General features: G+C 63.1%; 19 protein-coding genes and 2 pseudogenes. 14 read left to right on the plus strand and 7 right to left on the minus strand.

Features of this window, described 5'->3' with window-relative positions:
* The first annotated feature begins 7 nt into the window (after positions 1-7).
* The 6 genes from ACVWYI_RS33890 to ACVWYI_RS33915 all read left to right on the plus strand — a co-directional run bounded on the left by ACVWYI_RS33890 (position 8) and on the right by ACVWYI_RS33915 (position 6,425).
* Positions 8-391: a hypothetical protein gene (locus tag ACVWYI_RS33890; RefSeq protein ID WP_247446511.1), complete on the plus strand. Its 384-nt coding sequence runs from the start codon at positions 8-10 to the stop codon at positions 389-391.
* Between the two features lie 35 nt (positions 392-426).
* The gene (locus tag ACVWYI_RS33895; protein ID WP_247446512.1) at positions 427-1,368 is read left to right on the plus strand and encodes a cytochrome c oxidase subunit II; all 942 of its coding nucleotides are present in this window, start codon (positions 427-429) and stop codon (positions 1,366-1,368) included.
* Complete coding sequence (gene ctaD / locus ACVWYI_RS33900; RefSeq protein WP_456664271.1) at positions 1,365-2,972, plus strand: cytochrome c oxidase subunit I; 1,608 nt, start codon at positions 1,365-1,367, stop codon at positions 2,970-2,972. The genes ACVWYI_RS33895 and ctaD overlap by 4 nt, the downstream gene beginning before the upstream one ends.
* Positions 2,965-3,606, plus strand: coding sequence for a cytochrome c oxidase subunit 3 (locus tag ACVWYI_RS33905; RefSeq protein WP_247446514.1), 642 nt, complete (start codon positions 2,965-2,967; stop codon positions 3,604-3,606). The genes ctaD and ACVWYI_RS33905 overlap by 8 nt, the downstream gene beginning before the upstream one ends.
* A complete protein-coding gene (locus tag ACVWYI_RS33910) occupies positions 3,603-3,878 on the plus strand; it encodes a cytochrome C oxidase subunit IV family protein (protein ID WP_247446515.1) in 276 nt (91 codons plus the stop codon). Before ACVWYI_RS33905 ends, ACVWYI_RS33910 begins: the two co-directional genes overlap by 4 nt.
* Positions 3,879-4,004: 126 nt before the next feature.
* Positions 4,005-6,425 (plus strand): membrane-bound PQQ-dependent dehydrogenase, glucose/quinate/shikimate family, encoded by a 2,421-nt coding sequence (locus tag ACVWYI_RS33915; RefSeq protein ID WP_354051756.1) that lies wholly within the window; start codon positions 4,005-4,007, stop codon positions 6,423-6,425.
* Positions 6,426-6,429: 4 nt separating this feature from the next.
* On the opposite strand, the gene ACVWYI_RS33920 is transcribed toward ACVWYI_RS33915, so the two are convergent.
* Both ACVWYI_RS33920 and ACVWYI_RS33925 read right to left on the minus strand, forming a co-directional pair.
* Positions 6,430-6,864, minus strand: coding sequence for a PPC domain-containing DNA-binding protein (locus tag ACVWYI_RS33920; RefSeq protein WP_354051757.1), 435 nt, complete (start codon positions 6,862-6,864; stop codon positions 6,430-6,432).
* A gap of 84 nt (positions 6,865-6,948) precedes the next feature.
* The gene (locus ACVWYI_RS33925; RefSeq protein ID WP_456664272.1) at positions 6,949-9,270 is read right to left on the minus strand and encodes an FdhF/YdeP family oxidoreductase; all 2,322 of its coding nucleotides are present in this window, start codon (positions 9,268-9,270) and stop codon (positions 6,949-6,951) included.
* Between the two features lie 117 nt (positions 9,271-9,387).
* On the opposite strand from ACVWYI_RS33925, the gene fdhD reads away from it, so the two are divergent.
* A complete protein-coding gene (gene fdhD, locus ACVWYI_RS33930; RefSeq protein WP_345946938.1) occupies positions 9,388-10,215 on the plus strand; it encodes a formate dehydrogenase accessory sulfurtransferase FdhD in 828 nt (275 codons plus the stop codon).
* A gap of 84 nt (positions 10,216-10,299) precedes the next feature.
* On the opposite strand, the gene ACVWYI_RS33935 is transcribed toward fdhD, so the two are convergent.
* A complete protein-coding gene (locus ACVWYI_RS33935) occupies positions 10,300-11,064 on the minus strand; it encodes an alpha-L-arabinofuranosidase C-terminal domain-containing protein (RefSeq protein ID WP_456664609.1) in 765 nt (254 codons plus the stop codon).
* A 30-nt stretch (positions 11,065-11,094) separates the two neighbouring features.
* On the opposite strand from ACVWYI_RS33935, the pseudogene ACVWYI_RS33940 reads away from it, so the two are divergent.
* Together ACVWYI_RS33940 and ACVWYI_RS33945 are read left to right on the plus strand one after the other, a co-directional pair.
* Positions 11,095-11,411 (plus strand): annotated as a pseudogene (locus tag ACVWYI_RS33940) (hypothetical protein); the annotation flags it as partial.
* 194 nt (positions 11,412-11,605) lie between these two features.
* Positions 11,606-12,394, plus strand: a complete 789-nt coding sequence (locus ACVWYI_RS33945; RefSeq protein ID WP_247446521.1) for a GGDEF domain-containing protein — start codon at positions 11,606-11,608, stop codon at positions 12,392-12,394.
* An 84-nt stretch (positions 12,395-12,478) separates the two neighbouring features.
* On the opposite strand, the gene ACVWYI_RS33950 is transcribed toward ACVWYI_RS33945, so the two are convergent.
* The 3 genes from ACVWYI_RS33950 to ACVWYI_RS33960 form a co-directional block, all read right to left on the minus strand.
* Complete coding sequence (locus ACVWYI_RS33950; RefSeq protein WP_345946939.1) at positions 12,479-12,679, minus strand: hypothetical protein; 201 nt, start codon at positions 12,677-12,679, stop codon at positions 12,479-12,481.
* A 290-nt stretch (positions 12,680-12,969) separates the two neighbouring features.
* Entirely contained in the window at positions 12,970-13,218 is a 249-nt protein-coding gene (locus ACVWYI_RS33955; protein ID WP_247446522.1) for a hypothetical protein, read from the minus strand.
* A 1-nt stretch (position 13,219) separates the two neighbouring features.
* A complete protein-coding gene (locus ACVWYI_RS33960) occupies positions 13,220-13,444 on the minus strand; it encodes a hypothetical protein (protein ID WP_456664273.1) in 225 nt (74 codons plus the stop codon).
* A 165-nt stretch (positions 13,445-13,609) separates the two neighbouring features.
* On the opposite strand from ACVWYI_RS33960, the gene ku reads away from it, so the two are divergent.
* The 4 genes and pseudogenes from ku to ACVWYI_RS33980 all read left to right on the plus strand — a co-directional run bounded on the left by ku (position 13,610) and on the right by ACVWYI_RS33980 (position 15,745).
* Positions 13,610-14,539 carry a non-homologous end joining protein Ku gene (gene ku / locus ACVWYI_RS33965; protein WP_247446524.1) on the plus strand — a complete coding sequence of 310 codons (930 nt, stop codon included), beginning with the start codon at positions 13,610-13,612 and terminating at the stop codon, positions 14,537-14,539.
* A gap of 20 nt (positions 14,540-14,559) precedes the next feature.
* On the plus strand, positions 14,560-14,787 hold the full coding sequence (locus ACVWYI_RS33970) for a hypothetical protein (RefSeq protein WP_247446525.1): 228 nt from the start codon (positions 14,560-14,562) through the stop codon (positions 14,785-14,787).
* Positions 14,788-15,049: 262 nt separating this feature from the next.
* Positions 15,050-15,355: a hypothetical protein gene (locus ACVWYI_RS33975; protein WP_456664274.1), complete on the plus strand. Its 306-nt coding sequence runs from the start codon at positions 15,050-15,052 to the stop codon at positions 15,353-15,355.
* A 76-nt stretch (positions 15,356-15,431) separates the two neighbouring features.
* Positions 15,432-15,745, plus strand: a pseudogene (locus ACVWYI_RS33980) (DUF1330 domain-containing protein).
* Positions 15,746-15,799: 54 nt separating this feature from the next.
* Here the strand turns inward: ACVWYI_RS33980 and ACVWYI_RS33985 are convergent.
* A complete protein-coding gene (locus tag ACVWYI_RS33985) occupies positions 15,800-16,069 on the minus strand; it encodes a hypothetical protein (protein ID WP_247446527.1) in 270 nt (89 codons plus the stop codon).
* 239 nt (positions 16,070-16,308) lie between these two features.
* Between ACVWYI_RS33985 and ACVWYI_RS33990 the strand changes: the two genes are divergently transcribed.
* The gene (locus ACVWYI_RS33990) at positions 16,309-17,922 is read left to right on the plus strand and encodes a recombinase family protein (protein WP_456664275.1); all 1,614 of its coding nucleotides are present in this window, start codon (positions 16,309-16,311) and stop codon (positions 17,920-17,922) included.
* Positions 17,923-18,083 lie beyond the last annotated feature (161 nt).

An 18,083-nucleotide genomic window follows, 5' to 3' on the forward strand; every position in this document is an offset into this window, starting at 1 on the left:
TGCGGAATTGTCCCGCCGCATCGAGGACATCGGTATGGCGGCGGAAAGCAAGCGCTTCGGCTACGAGCGGTCGGACGTCTCGATGCGCCTCGTCGTCTGGCTCGCGGCCGGCCTTGCGACTTTCGTCGTGGTCACGCCTCTCGTGCTGCCGCTGATCTTCCCGCAATCACGCACCCGCACCACGCCCGCGAGCCGGCCTGCGCTCAGCTCGAACGTGCCGCCGCTCGAGGTTGCCCCTCGCAAGACGTTGCAGATCGTACGGCATGACGAGGAGCAGCTCACGCGCGATTACGGTTGGACCGATCGCAGCCGGGGAACGGTTCGCATCCCCGTCGATCGCGCAATCGACATCCTGCTGCGCAAGGGATTGCCGGGGTGGCCCTCTCCATGATGCCAATCTATGCGCGTCGATGGAGGGTGCCGTAGATGTGGCGCCAGTGGATCCCGTTCTGGCAGCCCGGGCTTTCGCCGCATGCCGGCGATGTCGACCTGCTGTTCGCCGGCTTGCTGATCATGAGTGCGCTGGTGCTCGGGTTGCTGTTCTTCCTGCTTGCGCTGTTTTGCGCCCGCTACCGCGCCGGCAACCAGACCGACCGCGACCATCGCGTCGAGAAAGGCTGGCGCTGGGAAGTCGGCTGGACCGCCGCCTCGTTCATCGGCTTCCTCGGCCTCTTCATCTGGGGTTCAGTCGTCTATTTTCAGATTTACAAGACGCCCGCGGACGAACTCGACGTGTTCGTCGTGGCAAAACAGTGGATGTGGAAGACGCAGCATCCCGGCGGCCAGTCCGAGATCGACGCGCTGCACGTCCCGATCAGGCGCCCGATCCGCCTGGTGATGGCGTCGCAGGACGTCATTCACAGCTTCTTCATCCCCGCATTGCGGCTCAAGCACGACGTCGTGCCCGGCCGTTACCAGGACATCGAAATCGAGGTCGACAAGCCCGGCAGCTATCATTTGTTCTGCGCCGAATATTGCGGCACCGATCATTCCGGCATGATCGGCGAGATCGTGGCAATGGCGCCGGCCGACTTCTCGAAATGGCTGGCGCAGCAGGCCCCCTCGAGCCCGCTTGCGGACGAAGGCGGCCAGCTGTTTCGCGCGCTCGGCTGCAGCGGCTGCCACGGCAATGGCAGCAAGGTCCGCGCACCGCCGCTCGAGGGTCTCTACGGCAAGCCGGTGCCGCTGTCCGACGGCAGCAGCGTGATTGCGGACGACAAATATATCCGGGATTCCATCCTGTTGCCGCGCAGCCAGATCGTCGCCAGCTACGAGCCGCTGATGCCATCGTTCGAGGGCAAGGTCAGCGAGGATCAGCTGCTGCGGCTCGTCATCTACATCAAATCGCTCGCAGGACGCCCATCATGAGCGAGAAGAACTATCTCACGACGGACTACACGCTGAAATCATGGTTCACCACCACGGACCACAAGCGGATCGCGATCCTGTATTTCGCCAGCCTGATCGTCTTTTTTTTCATCGGCGGCGCGGCTGCCACCTTGATCCGGATCGAGCTTGCGACCCCGCAAGCCGATCTCGTCAGCTCCGATACCTACAACCGCCTGTTCACCATGCACGGAATCATCATGGTGTGGTTCTTCCTGATCCCCTCGATTCCCAACACGCTCGGCAATTTCATCGTGCCGCTGATGATCGGCGCGCGCGACCTCGCCTTCCCCCGGCTCAATTTGATGAGCTGGTACATCTTCATGCTCGGCGGCTCGCTCACGCTGTTTGCGATCTTCGCGGGCGGCATCGACACCGGCTGGACCTTCTATACGCCGTTCTCCACGCTCTATTCCAACAGCTATGTGATGGCCGCGGCCGCGGGGGTCTTCATCGCCGGATTCTCGTCGATCCTGACCGGCCTCAATTTCATCGTCACCATCCACCGGCTCCGCGCCCCGGGGCTGACCTGGTACCGGCTGCCGCTGTTCCTGTGGTCGCTCTACGCGACGTCCGTGATCCTGGTGCTGGCGACGCCGGTGCTCGCGATCACGCTGCTGCTCATGGCGACCGAGCGCTTCTTCGGTGTCGGCATCTTCGATCCCAGGATCGGCGGCGATCCCCTGCTGTTCCAACACCTGTTCTGGTTCTACTCGCATCCCGCCGTCTACATCATGATCCTGCCGGGCATGGGCGTCATCAACGAGCTGATCTCCTGCTTCTCGCGCAAGCCCGTGTTCGGCTACAAATTCGTAGCCTGGGCGAGCCTGGCCATTGCAGCGCTCGGCTTCCTGGTCTGGGGCCATCACATGTTCGTCAGCGGCCAGTCGCTGGTCGCAAGCCTCGTCTTCTCCTTCATGAGCTTCATCGTCGCGGTGCCCTCGGCCATCAAGGTCTTCAACTGGACCGCGACGCTGAACAAGGGCTCCCTGCGTTTCGACGCGCCGATGCTCTATGCGCTGGGGTTCATCGGATTGTTCACGATCGGCGGGCTCACCGGCCTGTTCCTGGCCTGCCTCGCCTTTGACGTCCACGCGACCGACACCTATTTCGTCGTCGCGCATTTCCACTACATCATGGTCGGCGGAATGGTGACGGCCTATTTCGGCGGCCTGCATTATTGGTGGCCGAAGATTACCGGCCGGCTCTATTCGGAATATTGGGCTCGCGCCGCCGCGGTGCTGATCTTCTTCGGCTTCAACCTGACGTTCTTTCCGCAATTCATCCTCGGCGCGGAGGGCATGCCGCGGCGCTATCACGTCTATCCGCCGGAATTCCAGGTCTGGAACGTGCTCTCGTCCGGTGGCGCCGCCATGCTCGCCGTCGCCTATCTGATGCCGCTGTTCTATCTCGGCTACTCCGCCTTCTTCGGTGCCCGCGCGCCGGCGAATCCGTGGAACGCCACCGGGCTGGAATGGCAGACATCTTCTCCGCCGCCGGAGTTCAATTTTCCGACCCAGCCCGTGGTGACGCGGGCGCCCTATCAATACTCCCGCGACTTCGAGGCGGAGCCGCAAAATGCCTGAAGCTCCCGCCGTCGCACCACAATATCTCTCGGCTGCGCAACGCGACCACACCGCGGAGCTGGGGATGTGGGTCTTTATCGCCACCGAGGTGCTGTTGTTCGGCGGACTGATCCTCGCCTTTCTCGTCTATCGGCACGCCTATCCGCATGCCTTTGCCGAGGGCAGCCGGCATACCGATATCGTGATTGGAACGGCCAACACGGCGGTTCTGCTGACATCGAGCTTCCTCGTGGCCTGGGCGGTCGAGATCTTCTCGCCCAGGACCGCCAGGATCGTCACGCGGCTGCTCGTGGGTGCGGCCTGCCTCGGCTTCGTCTTCATCGTGCTCAAGGGCATCGAGTACAGCAACGAATATGAGGATCATCTGGTCCCGGGAATCGACTTCCACTTCGCCGGGCCGCTGGCCAATGGCATCCAGCTGTTCTTCATCTTCTACTTCATTGCGACCGCGATCCACGCCCTGCACATGTTCATCGGAATCTGCCTGCTGATCACGCTCGCAACCATCTGCCGGAAGGCGCCGACCACGCGCCACCGGACGGCCCTGCACAGCGCGGCGCTGTATTGGCACTTCGTCGACGTTGTCTGGATTTTTCTGTTCGCGCTAATCTATTTGCCGGGACGGTCCTCATGACAGAATGGCGACCACCGCCTGTCCTGATCGGAGCCTGGCTCGGGCTGCTGGCCCTGCTGGCCTTGACCGTGATGCTCGCCTACGTCCCGCTCGGAGCCGGCAATGCCGTCGTGGCTCTGAGCATCGGCACCATCAAGGCGGGACTCGTTGCCGCGGTCTTCATGGAGTTGCGGCATAGCAACGGGCTGACGCTGGTCTTCGCCGGCGCCGGCTTGTTCTGGCTCGGAATCCTGCTCTGGCTCGGCTTGATGGACTTTATGACGCGAACGTAGGATTCGGTTAGGGTTCGGTCGGCACGCGCAACGGCCGATGCAACTATTGGATACCACAGTCCGGAGGAACGATCGACACGACTTGCGTTTGACCCCACGTTCCCTCACGATCGGACGAGGTCTGCCATGTCACGCGCGCGGTCGATTTTCAACACCTGGGCGGCGCCTGTTGTTGGCGTCATCATGGCCGTCATCGGCATCGTCCTGCTGATCGGCGGCGCCTGGCTCATCTCGCTGCATGGATCGCCCTATTATCTCTGTGCCGGCATCGGTCTCATCGTGTCGGGCATCCTTCTGGTCATGCGTAAATCCGAAGGCGCGCTGCTCTATCTCCTTGTCTTCCTGGCAACGCTGGCCTGGGCCTATTGGGAGGTCGGCATCAACGGATGGGCGCTGGTCCCGCGCGTGGTCGGGCCCGCGGTGCTTTTGCTGCTGACGCTGATCGTCAGTCCGACCCTGACGTCCTCTCGGCGCGGCACCGTGCCGGCGTTCGCCGCCGCCTCGGTCCTCCTGCTTGCCGCGACCGTCGCCATGTTCGCGGGACCGCGCATCGCAAGCGCGCGGGCCGATACCGCGCCTGCTCCTTCTGCGTCTTCCTCTCCTGCGCTGACCATGAACGATCCCTCTTCGCTTCGAACTGGCGCGGACTGGCCGGCCTATGGCGGCTCCTTCAGCGCGCGGCGCTATTCGCCGCTGGATCAGATCACGACCGCCAATGTGGGTTCGCTGAAACGCGTGTGGGAGGTCCACACCAAGGATCTACCGGTCTCCGAGACCAAGGGCACCTATGGCTCTGAAAATACGCCGCTGAAGGTCGGCGACACCCTTTTCGTCTGCACGCCCAAGGACATGGTCATCGCGATGGATCCAGCCACGGGCCAGCAGCGCTGGCGCTTCGATCCGCAGGTCCCGGACGTGTCCATCCCTTATACGGCTGCCTGCCGGGGCGTCGCCTATTTCGTCGTTCCTGATGCCGACGTCACGGCGGCCTGCGCGAGGCGGATCGTGCTGGGGACGCTGGATGCACGGCTGATCGAGATCGACGCCAAGACCGGGAAGCGGTGTCAGGCCTTCGGCCATGGCGGCGAGGTCGACACCGCGCTCGGCATCGGTCGTCACGATCCCGGCATGTACTCGATCACCTCGGCCCCAACCATCGTGAGGAATGTGATCGTAACGGGGCATCAGGTGCTCGACGGTCAGAAGCGCGACGCGCCCTCGGGCGTGATCCAGGGTTATGACGCGACCACCGGCGCCCTCAAATGGGCCTGGGACATGGTGAAGCCCGACGCGCCGGCCGTTCCGCCAGAGGGCCAGACCTACACGCGCGGCACACCCAACATGTGGACCACCGCGTCCGGCGACGAACAGCTCGGATTGGTCTATCTGCCGCTCGGCATCTCCGCGGTCGACTATTGGAGCGGCAGCCGCTCGGATCGCGAGAAGGAGTTCGGCACCTCGCTGGTCGCGATCGACGTCACCACCGGCAAGGTCGCCTGGCATTTCCAGACCGTTCACAACGACGTCTGGGACTATGATCTGGGATCCCAAGCGTCTCTGGTCGATTTCCCGACCGACCAGGGCACGGTCCCCGCGCTTGTATTGCCCAGCAAACGCGGGGACATTTTTGTGCTCGACCGTCGCAACGGCAAGCCGCTGGCCGGCGTCGAGGAGCGCAATGTGCCGCAAGGCGGCGTCGAGCCCGAACAGCGGTCGAAGACGCAGCCGTTCTCGCTTTACCATACGCTGGCCAAGCGCGATCTGACCGAACGCGACATGTGGGGCATGTCGCCGATCGATCAGATGATCTGCCGCATCGAGTTCAAGCGTGCCAGCTACCAGGGTATCTTCACGCCGCCGACCACCGACACAAAATACATCGAGTATCCCGGCTACAATGGCGGATCGGACTGGGGCGGCATCGCGATCGACCCGGCGCGCGGCGTGATCGTCGCGAACTACAACGATATGCCGAACTACAATCGATTGGTCCCGCGCGATGAGGCCAACAAGCGCGGCTGGACGCCGCGCGACCAGACCCGCGGCCGCATCGGCGGTGTCGAGGGCGCCGGCGATCCGCAGGCCGGAACGCCCTATGCCATCAACGTCAATGCCGGCTGGCGACTGCCGGGAACGGGACTGCTGTGCAAGCAGCCGCCGTACGGCGGCATCCGCGCCATCGATCTGAAGACGGGCAAGACGATATGGGACCGCCCGTTGGGCGAGGCCCGCACCAACGGCCCGTTCAACATTCCCTCGATGCTGCCGATCACGATCGGCACGCCGAACAACGGCGGCTCGATCATCACGGCGGGAGGCCTGATCTTCGTCGCGGCGGCGACCGACAATCTGATCCGCGCCATCGACATCAAGACCGGCAAGACGGTCTGGCAGGACAAGCTTCCGGCCGGTGGACAGGCGACACCGATGACCTATGAGGAAAACGGCAAGCAGTACCTCGTGATCATGGCCGGCGGTCATCACTTCATGGAGACGCCGATCGGCGACGAGCTGATCGCCTACGCCCTGCCGTCGAAAGCGTCATGACGGGCTAAATGCTGATCAGCGCGATGCCTAGATCAGGGCGCTTCCTGCGGCGAAGATGAACCACCGTCTCCCTGATCATCACCTCGAGGGTCGGCTGAACCGACCCCGACAGCAGGTGCCCGCCGCGTACCGTTCCGTCCTGTAGACCGAGCACGGCATGCAAATGCAGGCTGGCCTTGCCGTCATCGCCCTGTGCGACATCGCCCAGCAGGCTCAGCACCTCGCACTGCTCGTTGAGTTCGATCGGTTTGTAGGTCTTGGCGGCGAAGTCGAACCAGCCGACCTTTGCCGTCGAGAAGGCACCGATCGCCGACACAGAGGCGCCCGTGATCTTCTCGCGACCGGCGAATTCGGTGATGGATTTGAAGGCCTCTTCCCCGGGATCGAGGATGAGGACGAATGTTCGTTCGACGCCGTCATTGATCGACTTTGATTTCATCGGACAGTCCGTAGGCTTGCCGCAGATGCTGCCGACCGGCAACCCGCGTCGCGCCACATCCGTTCCGTCACGTTCGTCGCCTGCTCAGACCGTCGTGATCGGAATTTCTCCGCCGTCGATGATCTCAGGCACCACGGCCTTGAACACGCGCACCGGAACCGACTTCGCCGCCGGCACCTTGCTGCCTTCCGCGTGGTGCCACAGCGGGATCAGCCCGTTGCACTCCGGGTAATAGCCGGCGATGCTCCGGCGCGGGATGTCATAGGCGACGACCTGGAGCTCGCTCAGGCTGCGCACGACGCCGTCGCCGGCTTCGGTCACCAGGGTGACGGTGTCACCCGACTTGAGACCATCGGCTTCCATGTCAGCCGGGTTCATCAGGACGACGTAGCGGCTGCCCTTGAGGCCGCGGAAGCGGTCGTCTTCGTTGTAGATCGTGGTGTTGAACTGCCCGTCGGCGCGCATGGTCATCAGCTCATAGACGCCGTCGGTCTCATTCGGAGGGCTGAAGGCCGCCTTCGGCACTGTGAAATTCGCCTTGCCGTTGGGCGTCTTCCATTTGCGCTCGCGCGCGGCGAGCGGCCGCGGAAAGCCGCCGGGCTCGAACATGCGCCTGTTGAAATCCTTGAATTGATCGGGGTAGGTCAGTTCGATGGCGTCGCGCACGCGTGAATAATCGGCGACCCAGCTCTCCCAGTCGATCTTGGGGTTCGGCTTCAGCGTCGCCTTGGCGAGGCCGGCGATGATCGCCGGTTCCGACAGGGCGTGCTCTGCGACCGGCTTGCGCTGGCCGCGGGAGCCATGGACGCAAGCGGTGGAATCCTCCATCGAGACGGCCTGCGCGCCGCCCGCCTGCTGGTCGATCTCGATCCGGCCGAGGCATGGCAGCAGGTAAGTCACCTCGCCCGGCACGATATGGCTGCGATTGAGTTTTGTCGCGATCTGCACCGACAGACGCAAGCCCGACCATGCCGGCTCCATCAGCGACCGCTCCGGAATGGCACGCACGAAATTGCCGCCGAGACTGACGAAGCCACGCACGTCGCCTTTCAAAATGCCCTCGCAAGCATCCACGGTCGTCAGCCCATCCCAACGCGGCGGCTCGAAACCGTAGAGTTCGGCGAGCCTGTCCAGCGGCACCAGCTTGGCCTTCTCGGAGATGCCGACGGTACGCTGGCCCTGCACGTTGGAGTGGCCGCGGATCGGCGAGATGCCGGCGCCGGGCTTGCCGATATTGCCGCGCAACAGCAACAGATTGACGATCATTTTCGCCGTCTCGACGCCGTGCTTGTGCTGGGTGATGCCCATGCCGTAATTGGCGATCACGGCGTTCGCGCCCATATAGGCGTTCGCGGCGTCGAGCATCGCGGCGCGCGCGAGACCCGACGCCCGCTCGATCTCGCCCCAATCCTGCGCGCGGCAGAACGCGGCAAATTCCTCGAATCCGGCGGTGTGCTGCGCGATGAAATCGGCGTCGACAACCCGCGGGCTGCCGTTCGCCTGCGCGAGATCGTCGGATTCGATCACCCATTTGCAAATGCCGACGATGGCCGCGGCGTCGCCGCCGACACGCACCTGATGGTATTGCGAGCTGATGCGGGTACCGCCCGCGATCATCTGCACCGGATTTTGCGGATTGACGAAGCGTTCCAGTCCGCGCTCGCGCAACGGATTGAAGGTCACGATCGGCACGCCGCGCTGGGCTGCCTCCTGCAGCGGATGCAGCATGCGCGGGGCGTTGGTCGTGGTATTGTGACCGAAGAAGAAGATACAGTCGGTGCTGTCGAAATCCTTCAGCAGCACCGTGCCGACCGGCACGCCGATCACCGGCGGCAGCGCCACCGATGTGGACTCGTGGCACATGTTGGAGCTGTCGGGGAAATTGCTGGTGCCGTACATGCGGCCGAACAGCTGGTACATGTAGCTGGCCTCCAGCGAGGCGCGGCCGGACGTGTACATGACGACGGAGCATGGATCGAGCTTGTTCAGTTCGGCGCCGATCTCCCGGAACGCGTCCTCCCACGCCACCGGAAGATATTTATCGCTGCCGGGATCGTAGCGCATCGGCGTCGTCAGGCGCCCCTGCTCCTCCAGTTGATGGTCGGACCAGGTTCGCAGCTCCGCCAGCCGGTGCTGCGCGAAAAAATCGGGCGTGACGGTCTTTCCGGTGATTTCCCAGGCTGTGGCCTTCGCGCCGTTCTCGCAGAACTCGAACGGATGCGGATCCGCGGGCTTGGCCCAGGAGCAGCTCACGCACATGTAACCGCCTGGCTTGTTCTGCTTCAGCAGAATCTCGCTGCCGAGGATCGCGACCTCTTCCTGCGTGAGAATATGCATGACGGCGTTCAGCGATCCCCAGCCTCCAGCCGGCGAATCATTATTCTCGACTTTTGCTTTTTGCCGCATGACGGGCCCTTCAGCTGCAAGCCCCGACCGGAAAACCGGAGAGCCGGTCGCTAGTTCCTCGGCATTCGGAACATTGAGCTATCTCGCGCGTCGATACATCGTCGTAGGGCACACACCATGCATGGCTCCCGCTTCGGCGAACGCGACCGTCTGTCGGCCCCCACTGCTTCCGTCAGGATGCCCCGGCTCACGTCGAGCGGCGTGCAGGATGAACGTGAGGTTGCCGAGGAGTGCCCGGTCGCGCTCGTCTACGACGGAACGACCGTGGCGGTTCTGATGGCCACGCCTGCCGACCTGGCCGATCTCGCGCTCGGCTTCAGCCTCACCGAGGGCATTATCCAGGACGTGGGCGAGATCGATGAGCTTCTGGTCGTTCCGGGACCCGACGGCGTCGAGCTGAGGATGTGGCTGCGGCCAAATGCCGGCCGACAGTTGAAGGAGCGACGGCGGCACCTGGTCGGCCCCACCGGCTGCGGCCTGTGCGGAATCGAAAGCCTGCGCGAAGCCAACCGGATCATCCGACCCGCCAAGCGGCAGCTCAGCCTGACAGCCGAGCAAATCAGCCGATCGATCGAGATGCTCACCGCGGCGCAGAGTCTGGGCCGCGCGACCCGCGCCACTCACGCCGCCGGATTTTTTCAACCCGAGAGCAGCAACATGATCGTGCGCGAGGACGTTGGCCGCCATAACGCGCTCGACAAGCTCGCGGGAGCCCTTGCGACACGAGGACTTTCAGGCCGCACTGGCGCCGTCGTGCTCACGAGCCGAATGTCAGTCGAGATGGTGCAAAAGGCCGCCGCGATCGGCGCCGGCATCATCGTTGCCATTTCGGCGCCGACCGGGCTTGCGATACGCACGGCTGAAGCCGGCGGAATCACGCTCGCCGGCATCGCACGCGGACGTGAGTTTGAAGTCTTCTGTGGTCCGGCCGGCATCAAGCTATGAAGGGCACTCGCCGGCGGGGCTCCAGCCGATTTGCCTAACCCCGATGGGCCAAGCATGTCATGGACCGTCTCGAGGTGATTTCTGTCACTGGCATGCGAAGCGAAATACGCTCCACGACGCTGGTGGTATTTTCAGCTGCCATACGCCGTTGTCGATCGTGGCGTCAGGGCCTCGCTCAGGTCGTACGCGCTCGGGATCGTCAGCGGTATTCGTCGCGTCCAGGTCCGCCGATGTCATCACGCGGCTGTCGATGAAGCTGTCGAGCTTGAACCCGCGCAGATCGATGTCCAGATCAATTGCCCGTCCGAAATTACGATTGACGCAAAACAGTGCGAGGCTCTGTCCGTCCTCCGCCAGCACGGCAGTGCTGACGATGTCGGGAAACCGTTCGCCATTGCTTGCGGCGAACGTTCCGCAGATCAGGCGCATGTCGAGGACCGTGCCGCGGGCCCACTGCGACGCATGCTGGAACGGATAGAAGATCGGTTGGCGCCAGGCCCGTCCCCCTGTCTCGGTCATGATCAGCCCAGTGACATTGACGAGTTGAGCCACGCAGGCAGCTTTGACCCGGTCGCATCGGTTGATCAGCGTCAGGAGCGCAGCGCCGAAGACCAGGGTGTCTTCCATCGTATAAAGCTCTTCGAGAATGGCCGGAGCCTCCGGCCAACCCGGCTTGGTGCGGGTCGCGCGGTCGCGCGTGCGATACCAGACATTCCATTCGTCGAAGGACAACATGATCCGCTTGGACGATCGCCGGCGCAGCGACCCCGTCTGCGACGGCGACGATTTCATCGATATATCGACCGACCAGATCGGCTTCAGCCATGAAGTCATGAGACTTGTCGCCATGCTTGGAAAAGTAGCCGTGGAGCGTCCTAAATATTTACCGAGGCAGCGGGCCGACCCGAGGGTTACGGGCAACGCTTTTAAACCGCCGACGGGCGCGCAGACCTCACGATCCAGGCCGCGTCCAACGTCGAGAACGATGCTCCCGCTGCTTTTCTGGCAAAGAAGCATCCGCCTCCTCGCATTCAGTACAAGCGAGTGACACCACGGTTCTTTGCAGTGTCCAGCTACAAGGGCGACAAGGTTTTGTACAACCGCTGCAACTTCTCGGGGCGGCCGGTTCATTGCGTCTCCTGATCAACTATCCCGCCGACGAAGAGCGTGACTGGGACATGACTCGCATCAGCCTACTTGCCGCGAAGCGACAGGCTCAAGCGAGGTTTCTGAAGCGCAGGACTCCAGGCCGCTGCGCTTTTCATGGCTGACCATCGCAATTTGAGCTTCGTCTTTAGGTCGGCGTTAACGGCGTCTTCGGAGCGGAGCGTGCCTTAACCTGCCTTGAAGGTGAGGGGGCGGATGCTGGCCGCTTTACGACGGCAGAGCCATGGCCATCGACATCATTACGCACCGGGACGCGCTACGCCACACGATGGGCCGTTCCGCCGTGAGCGTCGGCCTGACCGTCGTCTTGACGTTGTCCCTGTGCCTCCTGCAGTTCGGACCCGATCCGGATGCCTTGGTGCGCGTCGGCTTCGTGACCAAATCGTCCATCCTAATCAGCATGATGATTTCGGGGCTGCTGACGGCGGCCCTGAGCTACCGGTCCGCGCTGACGATGCGCGAGCTGGCGCTGACGCGCGCCGAACTGCAGCGAATCTCCGGCACCGACCAGCTGACCGGACTGCTCAACCGACGGGGCTTCGATCAGGCCGCCGAATCGGCCTTGACCAAGGCGCGCGATGCGAACCTGCCGACCACCGTGCTGATGTGCGACATCGACCGCTTCAAGGCGATCAACGACCAGTTCGGGCATGAGTTCGGAGACAAGGTGCTCATCGCGGTGGCGCAGGTGTTGTGCTCCTTCGCGGAGCGAAGGCAGATGCTGGTGGCAAGGCATGGCGGCGAGGAATTCGCCGTTGTGATGACCGGGGTGTCCAAGGAACGCGCTGCCCAATACGCCGAAGATCTGCGGCAGGCCTGCGCCGCCGAAGCAGTCGTCGCTGAAGGTGCCTCGACCAACGTGACGATCAGCATCGGGCTCGCCGAATCCCATGGCGAAATAGATCTGGGCAAGATCATGCGGATGGCCGATCAGGCGCTCTATGCGGCCAAGCATCGAGGTCGCAATCGCGTGGTCCGGGCGGACGTCCTGGTGGACTCCATCGCGGCGTAGCCCGAGGGCGTGCCGGACCTACGGCGGCCTCGTTCAGCAGCATCAGCTGTTGAATTCGTCGACATCCCATGAGCTCGGCGACCTTCACGGCATTCCTCCGATCGGCTGTCGCGGCCGCAACTCCAGTCCGTCGTAGATATCTCGCAGGCCGAGTGTCACGTTCAGCCTTTCGAGTTGGATGACAGCATCGAGCCCCTCGACCAGGCGGTCCTTCCAAAAGCCATTGACGCGCGAATACAGAAGCACGCGCGGATTTTCGGTATCCACGAACAGGATGTGGTCCACGCGCGATACGGACTGATATTCCGAAAGCTTTACGGTCAGGTCGAACCCGCCCGTCGCCGGCGACGGCCATCAACGACTGATCCTCCGGGCGTCCGCAGTCTACGCCCCGATCCGGCATGCGTCGCGTGGCCGGCATGGACCTCCACGGAGTTGGCCATGAATGGCGGTGAGGAGATTCACGACGACGCGGTCGTGCCGTCGTGCGGCCGGGGCCAGCATCACGATCTCGCCATCCACGAGTTCAAAGCGACCTTCGTGCGCGGTCACCCAGGCGAAGAACTGATCGGGAGTCACAGCGCGCTCAGATCGTCCGGCACCTCGCCGAACTTCCGGATGCCCTTGGCGTCGCCGAATTCGCCGGTCGCCGGGTCCCCGCTGCGACTGAAGGCCACCGCCCCGACGTGGCCCGGCTTGCGCGCGAGCGCCTCGGCCTGCATAACGGCGGCGTTCGGATTGAAGCACTCGACCGCCTCGCCGGCGGCGATGCCGTCATCGGCCGCTACGAAGGGCAGGGCGACGTAGTAGGTGACCTCAGCCATCTCAGTCGTACCAGTCCTTTCGATCGCGCAGTACCTCGAACCGGCCGCGCGCGTAGCCGGCGGAAACCGCCGCCCGTAGCTCGTCGACCTGGACTTCCAGGAAGCTGTTCGCCACGATCAGCGCCTTGACGGCTTCCCGAGCGTCACCGCCGCAGGCCGCGATGGCCTGGTCGGCGGCGGCCTCCAGGTCGTCAGGGGCGGGCGCGGACGTCTCGGGGGCGGCCATGCCCCAATGTTCTCTCTTTGTTCGATGCTAGTCAAGCAGACCGCTACTTCCGCTGGCGCGGCGGGATGCCCCGTTAAAGATGAATCGAGGGCAGGACGGGCGATTGTCGGAACCAGACCAATTGAATCGTCTTGAATCCGTGCCGCCCTCGAGGAGTTTTGCGTAATGGCCCCGCGCGCCAACTGGAAAGGCTTCCTTCGCCTGTCCCTCGTCACCTGCCCAGTTGCGCTGTATCCGGCCACGTCCGAGAGCGAGAAGATCTCGTTCAATCAGCTCAACCGGCAGACCGGCCATCGGATCAAGTACCTGAAGGTCGATGCCGACACCGGCGATGAGGTGCCCAACGAGGACATCGTCAAGGGGTATGAGCTCGACAAAGGCCAGTACATCGAGGTCTCCAAGGAGGAGCTCGAGGAGATCGCGCTGGAATCGACGCGCACCATCGAGATCGACGAGTTCGTCGGCAGAACTGACATCGACCCGCGCTACCTGATCCGCCCCTACTACATCCGCCCGGACGGCAAGGTCGGTCATGACGCCTTCGCGGTGATCCGGGAGACCATCCGCGAGATGGACAAGGTCGCGATCGGACGGGTGGTGCTGACCAACCGCGAGCACATCATCGCGCTCGAGCCGATGGACAAGGGGCTGGTCGGCACGCTGCTGCGCTATCCGTACGAGGTGCGCAGCGAGCAGGAGTATTTCGACGAGATCCAGGACGTGAAGGTGACCAAGGATATGCTGGATCTCGCCAGGCACATCGTGAATCAGAAGGCCGGGCGGTTCGCCCCCGAGAAGTTCGAGGACCATTACGAGACCGCGCTGATCGATCTCATCAACCAGAAGCGCGCCGGCAAGCCGATCACTCCGAAGGAGCGTCCGCGCGGCGAGAACGTCGTCGACCTGATGGACGCGCTGCGCAAGAGCGTCGGCGCCGCGACGGCGGAGACCAAGGCTCCGAAGAAGCCGGTCAAGAAGGCGAAGAAGGCGGCGGCCGGCCAGAAGGAGATGCTGATGCCGATCGCGGGCAAGAAGCCGGCGAAGGATGCGGCGGCGAAGAAGCCGGCGGCCAAGCCGCAGCGGAAGACCGCCTAACGACGGAATAGGAGAGCCGCATGGATATGGATTTGAAGGAAGCCTCGGCAATGACCGAAGCCTCCGGGCTGACGAACGAGATGGACGGCAACGAGCAGACCTCCGGGGCCCGCCGGCGACCGGCCCAGCCCGCGAAGGATGCCGCCATCGTTTGGGCGGACCGCCTCCGCAGGGTAACCGTCCAGGCGCCCCTGCAATCGCTCGCCGTCGCGTTCGTGCTGGGAATGTGGGTCGCCCGCCGGCGCTGACGAGCAGCGAGCGGGCGCGACATGGCGCGAAAGCTCAAGACGTATCAGACCTCGCTGGGATTCTACGATCTTGCGATCGCCGCGCGCTCGATGAAAGCGGCGCTCGAGGCGTGGGGCGGAGGCAGTAACTCTTCCATCAGGGGCACGCCAAAGAGACCGACGATCCGGAAGTCGTCGCCGCCACCATGGCGAAGCCCGGCGTGGTGCTGAAGCGCCGGCGGGATCGAGCGGTCGGTTCGCCGAGCATGCCGAATTGCCGGACTTGGACCAGGAAGAAAGTCGCGCGAAGAAACCTGGGGGTTCGGCCTCGAACAAGCCACCGCTTCCAAAGATCAGCATGGAGGATGCTCGCAAGGCCGCCGCGGAGTTCGAGCGCGAGCAGAAACGGCGCGATGCGGACCGGCGCAGGGAGGAGGCAGCGCGAGAGAAGGAGCGGGAGCACCAGGAACGGTCCGAGTCACTCAATGCCGAGCGGGCTGCGATCGAAAAGCGGATCGAAGCCGAAGACGCGAAATGGGCGAGCGAGCGGGAGAAGCTGAAGCGCGCCCTGCGCAGCGCCCGGGCGTAGGCCGGCAACATCCGATCTACCGTCGTGACTGGAAGGCAAATACCCCTACTTGTCGGCATGCTCTGATTGCGGTTTGATGTGCCCTTTGAGCAGGGAGGCCATTTTGACAGCTTATTTTGTCGTCCAAGTGACGGTCACCGACCAAGCTCAGTATCAGAAATACCGTGAAGCCGTCGTTCCGCTGATGGTGAAGTTCGCGGCAAAGTCGTCGCGCGGGGCGCCAAGGTCGATGTCCTCGAGGGCGAGCACGACGAGCGACCGGTGGTGATGTTCGAGTTTCCGTCCATGGAAGCAATCCATTCATGGTGGGAATCGCCGGAATACGTTCCAGTAAAGAAGCTGCGCGAAGGGATCGCCACTATAAACGGTTGGGCTTTCCCCGGCACCTAGAAATCAATCGGGGCGCCCGGACGTCCTGCAGTAATGCCGGGACGGTTCACGGTATCAAACATCTTCCGGCAGACACTCCGGACAGCTGTCGCCGATCGAATCCAGTACCTCGCGCACTTCCGCGACGGCATCGTCCGGAGGGACCCCGGACGGCAGCTCCTGTCTGGTGATATCGAAGGCACGCTCTCGTGCATGCGGATCCGCGCGGTCACGCGCCCAACCGTGTTCCTCGCATTCGTGGATGGCGCCGGCCTCCTGCAGCACGTGGATCGCCCAGCCGCGCAGCGTGCGGTTCGCCGGCCGTCTTTCCTTCGTCAACAGCATCGAGCTTGCTCCTGCCGGGACGAATCCTTTCGCCCGTCTTCTCGTTCCGGGCGGTTAGCACGCAGCAGGGATTCGCAATCGGCAGGGCTGAGGTTTGTCCCCGTGTTCCGCGGCTCTGTGCACAAGCCAACTTCCGGCCCCGGCATGAGGCGCGCTCAGTGCTTCTGGAAGCATTGCTATCCCGGCCGCAGGAGGTGTATTTGCAATTGCGGGTACCTCTGAAGTGGCAGGAGGGGTGCATGGGTAACTGGCTCGTTGTTCCCAAAGGGACAAGCTTGGCGAGGCGGACCCGATCGCGCCGTGCTGCGCAGTACGTTCGAATGTCGAGGGAGCTCCAGCGTTACTCGATCCAGAACCAGATGGCGGTCATAGCCGCCTATGCCGAGACGAACGCGCTCACGATTGTGCGCACCTATCGCGACGAGGGCCGCAGCGGCCTCCGGATCAAGGGGCGTCCTGGTCTCATCGAACTGATCGAAGATGTTCAATCGGGCCGAGCCGACTTCGACCACATCCTCGTTTACGACGTCAGTCGCTGGGGCCGGTTCCAAGATGTCGACGAGAGTGCCTACTACGAATTCCTGTGCAAGCGGAGCGGCGTCCAGGTCGAATACTGCGCGGAGATATTCAAGAACGACGGCACCTTTGTTTCCGGGATCGCGAAAAGCCTGAAGCGCGGCATGGCCGCCGAGTGGAGCCGAGAGCTCTCCGTCAAGGTGCACGCCGGACACTGCCGGGTGGCGAGCCTTGGATACCGCGTTGGCGCTCCCGTCGGCTACGGCCTCAGACGCTTGATGGTCGACGAAAGCGAGCATCCGAAGGGCCAGCTTGAGAAGCGTCAGTACAAGGCTCTGCAGTCGGATCGCGTTCGGCTGCAGCATGGTTCTGCCGAAGAGGCGGAGGTCATCCGATGCATATTCGACCAGTTCGTCAACAGTCGGAAATCGTACAGCGATATCAGGCGCCAACTGAACGACGCGGGCATCGCCAATCACAATGGCCGACCTTGGACCGATGGTATGATACCGACAATTCTCTGCAACGAAAATTATATCGGCAAGACTATCTACAATCGTACCTCGAGACGCTTGGGGCAGAAGCTGGTCAAGAATCCGGACAACGCTTGGGTCCGGGGCGCTGCCGCCATCGAGCCTATCGTCGATCCGGGCATCTTCTCACGCGCCCATAAGCTGCTGGCCGAGCGGCGCGTGGAGATTCCGGAAGATGAGATGCTGTTGCGCCTTCGTCTCGCGCTCCGCCGGCGGGGTAAGCTCAACTCGCGCATCATCAATACGACGCTGGGTCTCAATCACGTCTCCTCGTACGTGAAGCACTTCGGTTCGCTGCGGAAGGCCTATGCGCTGATCGGATATGTGTCGCCGCGCGACTGCGACTGGATCGATAACCGGGATTTTTGGGCCGCTGAACAATCGAGGCATGCCAGCGAACTCGCCGAGGCGCTGCGAACGGAACTTGGTCTCCAGGCTGATCTTGTTCCGGACGGCATCGGGCTTGATGTCGGAGGCGCGCGGGTGGTTTCGTTTCTGGTCGCGCGACGACTGGCGCATCGTGGAAAGGACCACGCTGCGCAATGGAAAGCCTACCGAAGGCAGATCTCGTCGGGCCTACTTGCCGTGATGCGTTTGGATGCGGCAAATCGGGAGATCGAGGACTACGTGCTGTTGCCTGCACCGTTGAGGTCAGGACGCTACGTCTGGCTCTCATCCGATTCCCTTCGTCGACGTCGGGGCGCGCTTTACGAGGAAAAGGAGGCATTGTTCGCTGCCATCAAGGCAACGCTGGCAAAAACCAACCGTGCCGCCCCAACCAGCTCAGAACCGTCGAAAAAGTGATCGAAATCAGGCCGGACCAAAGCCAAGGGCAACGGCGGGCGGCGCTCACGGTGCGGAGATACAAAATCGCTCCGATGAGCGTGCCGTAGTTCTTTCGGAAGTCACCATTCAGTTTCGCGATCTTGGACAATTCCGAGGATGTATCGGCGTCATTCGCCATC

The organism is Bradyrhizobium sp. LB13.1, assembly GCF_054056815.1.

What these genes read in the sequence shown, in the direction of transcription:
- ACVWYI_RS33935 (WP_456664609.1), bottom strand. Translation starts at nt 11,064, where the DNA reads ATGGCGACAAGTCTCATGACTTCATGGCTGAAGCCGATCTGGTCGGTC.
- fdhD (WP_345946938.1), top strand. Translation starts at nt 9,388, where the DNA reads ATGCATGGCTCCCGCTTCGGCGAACGCGACCGTCTGTCGGCCCCCACT.
- ACVWYI_RS33915 (WP_354051756.1), top strand. Translation starts at nt 4,005, where the DNA reads ATGTCACGCGCGCGGTCGATTTTCAACACCTGGGCGGCGCCTGTTGTT.
- ACVWYI_RS33960 (WP_456664273.1), bottom strand. Translation starts at nt 13,444, where the DNA reads ATGGCCGCCCCCGAGACGTCCGCGCCCGCCCCTGACGACCTGGAGGCC.
- ACVWYI_RS33895 (WP_247446512.1), top strand. Translation starts at nt 427, where the DNA reads ATGTGGCGCCAGTGGATCCCGTTCTGGCAGCCCGGGCTTTCGCCGCAT.
- ctaD (WP_456664271.1), top strand. Translation starts at nt 1,365, where the DNA reads ATGAGCGAGAAGAACTATCTCACGACGGACTACACGCTGAAATCATGG.
- ACVWYI_RS33920 (WP_354051757.1), bottom strand. Translation starts at nt 6,864, where the DNA reads ATGAAATCAAAGTCGATCAATGACGGCGTCGAACGAACATTCGTCCTC.
- ACVWYI_RS33970 (WP_247446525.1), top strand. Translation starts at nt 14,560, where the DNA reads ATGGATATGGATTTGAAGGAAGCCTCGGCAATGACCGAAGCCTCCGGG.
- ku (WP_247446524.1), top strand. Translation starts at nt 13,610, where the DNA reads ATGGCCCCGCGCGCCAACTGGAAAGGCTTCCTTCGCCTGTCCCTCGTC.
- ACVWYI_RS33945 (WP_247446521.1), top strand. Translation starts at nt 11,606, where the DNA reads ATGGCCATCGACATCATTACGCACCGGGACGCGCTACGCCACACGATG.
- ACVWYI_RS33985 (WP_247446527.1), bottom strand. Translation starts at nt 16,069, where the DNA reads ATGCTGTTGACGAAGGAAAGACGGCCGGCGAACCGCACGCTGCGCGGC.
- ACVWYI_RS33925 (WP_456664272.1), bottom strand. Translation starts at nt 9,270, where the DNA reads ATGCGGCAAAAAGCAAAAGTCGAGAATAATGATTCGCCGGCTGGAGGC.
- ACVWYI_RS33990 (WP_456664275.1), top strand. Translation starts at nt 16,309, where the DNA reads ATGGGTAACTGGCTCGTTGTTCCCAAAGGGACAAGCTTGGCGAGGCGG.
- ACVWYI_RS33910 (WP_247446515.1), top strand. Translation starts at nt 3,603, where the DNA reads ATGACAGAATGGCGACCACCGCCTGTCCTGATCGGAGCCTGGCTCGGG.
- ACVWYI_RS33955 (WP_247446522.1), bottom strand. Translation starts at nt 13,218, where the DNA reads ATGGCTGAGGTCACCTACTACGTCGCCCTGCCCTTCGTAGCGGCCGAT.
- ACVWYI_RS33905 (WP_247446514.1), top strand. Translation starts at nt 2,965, where the DNA reads ATGCCTGAAGCTCCCGCCGTCGCACCACAATATCTCTCGGCTGCGCAA.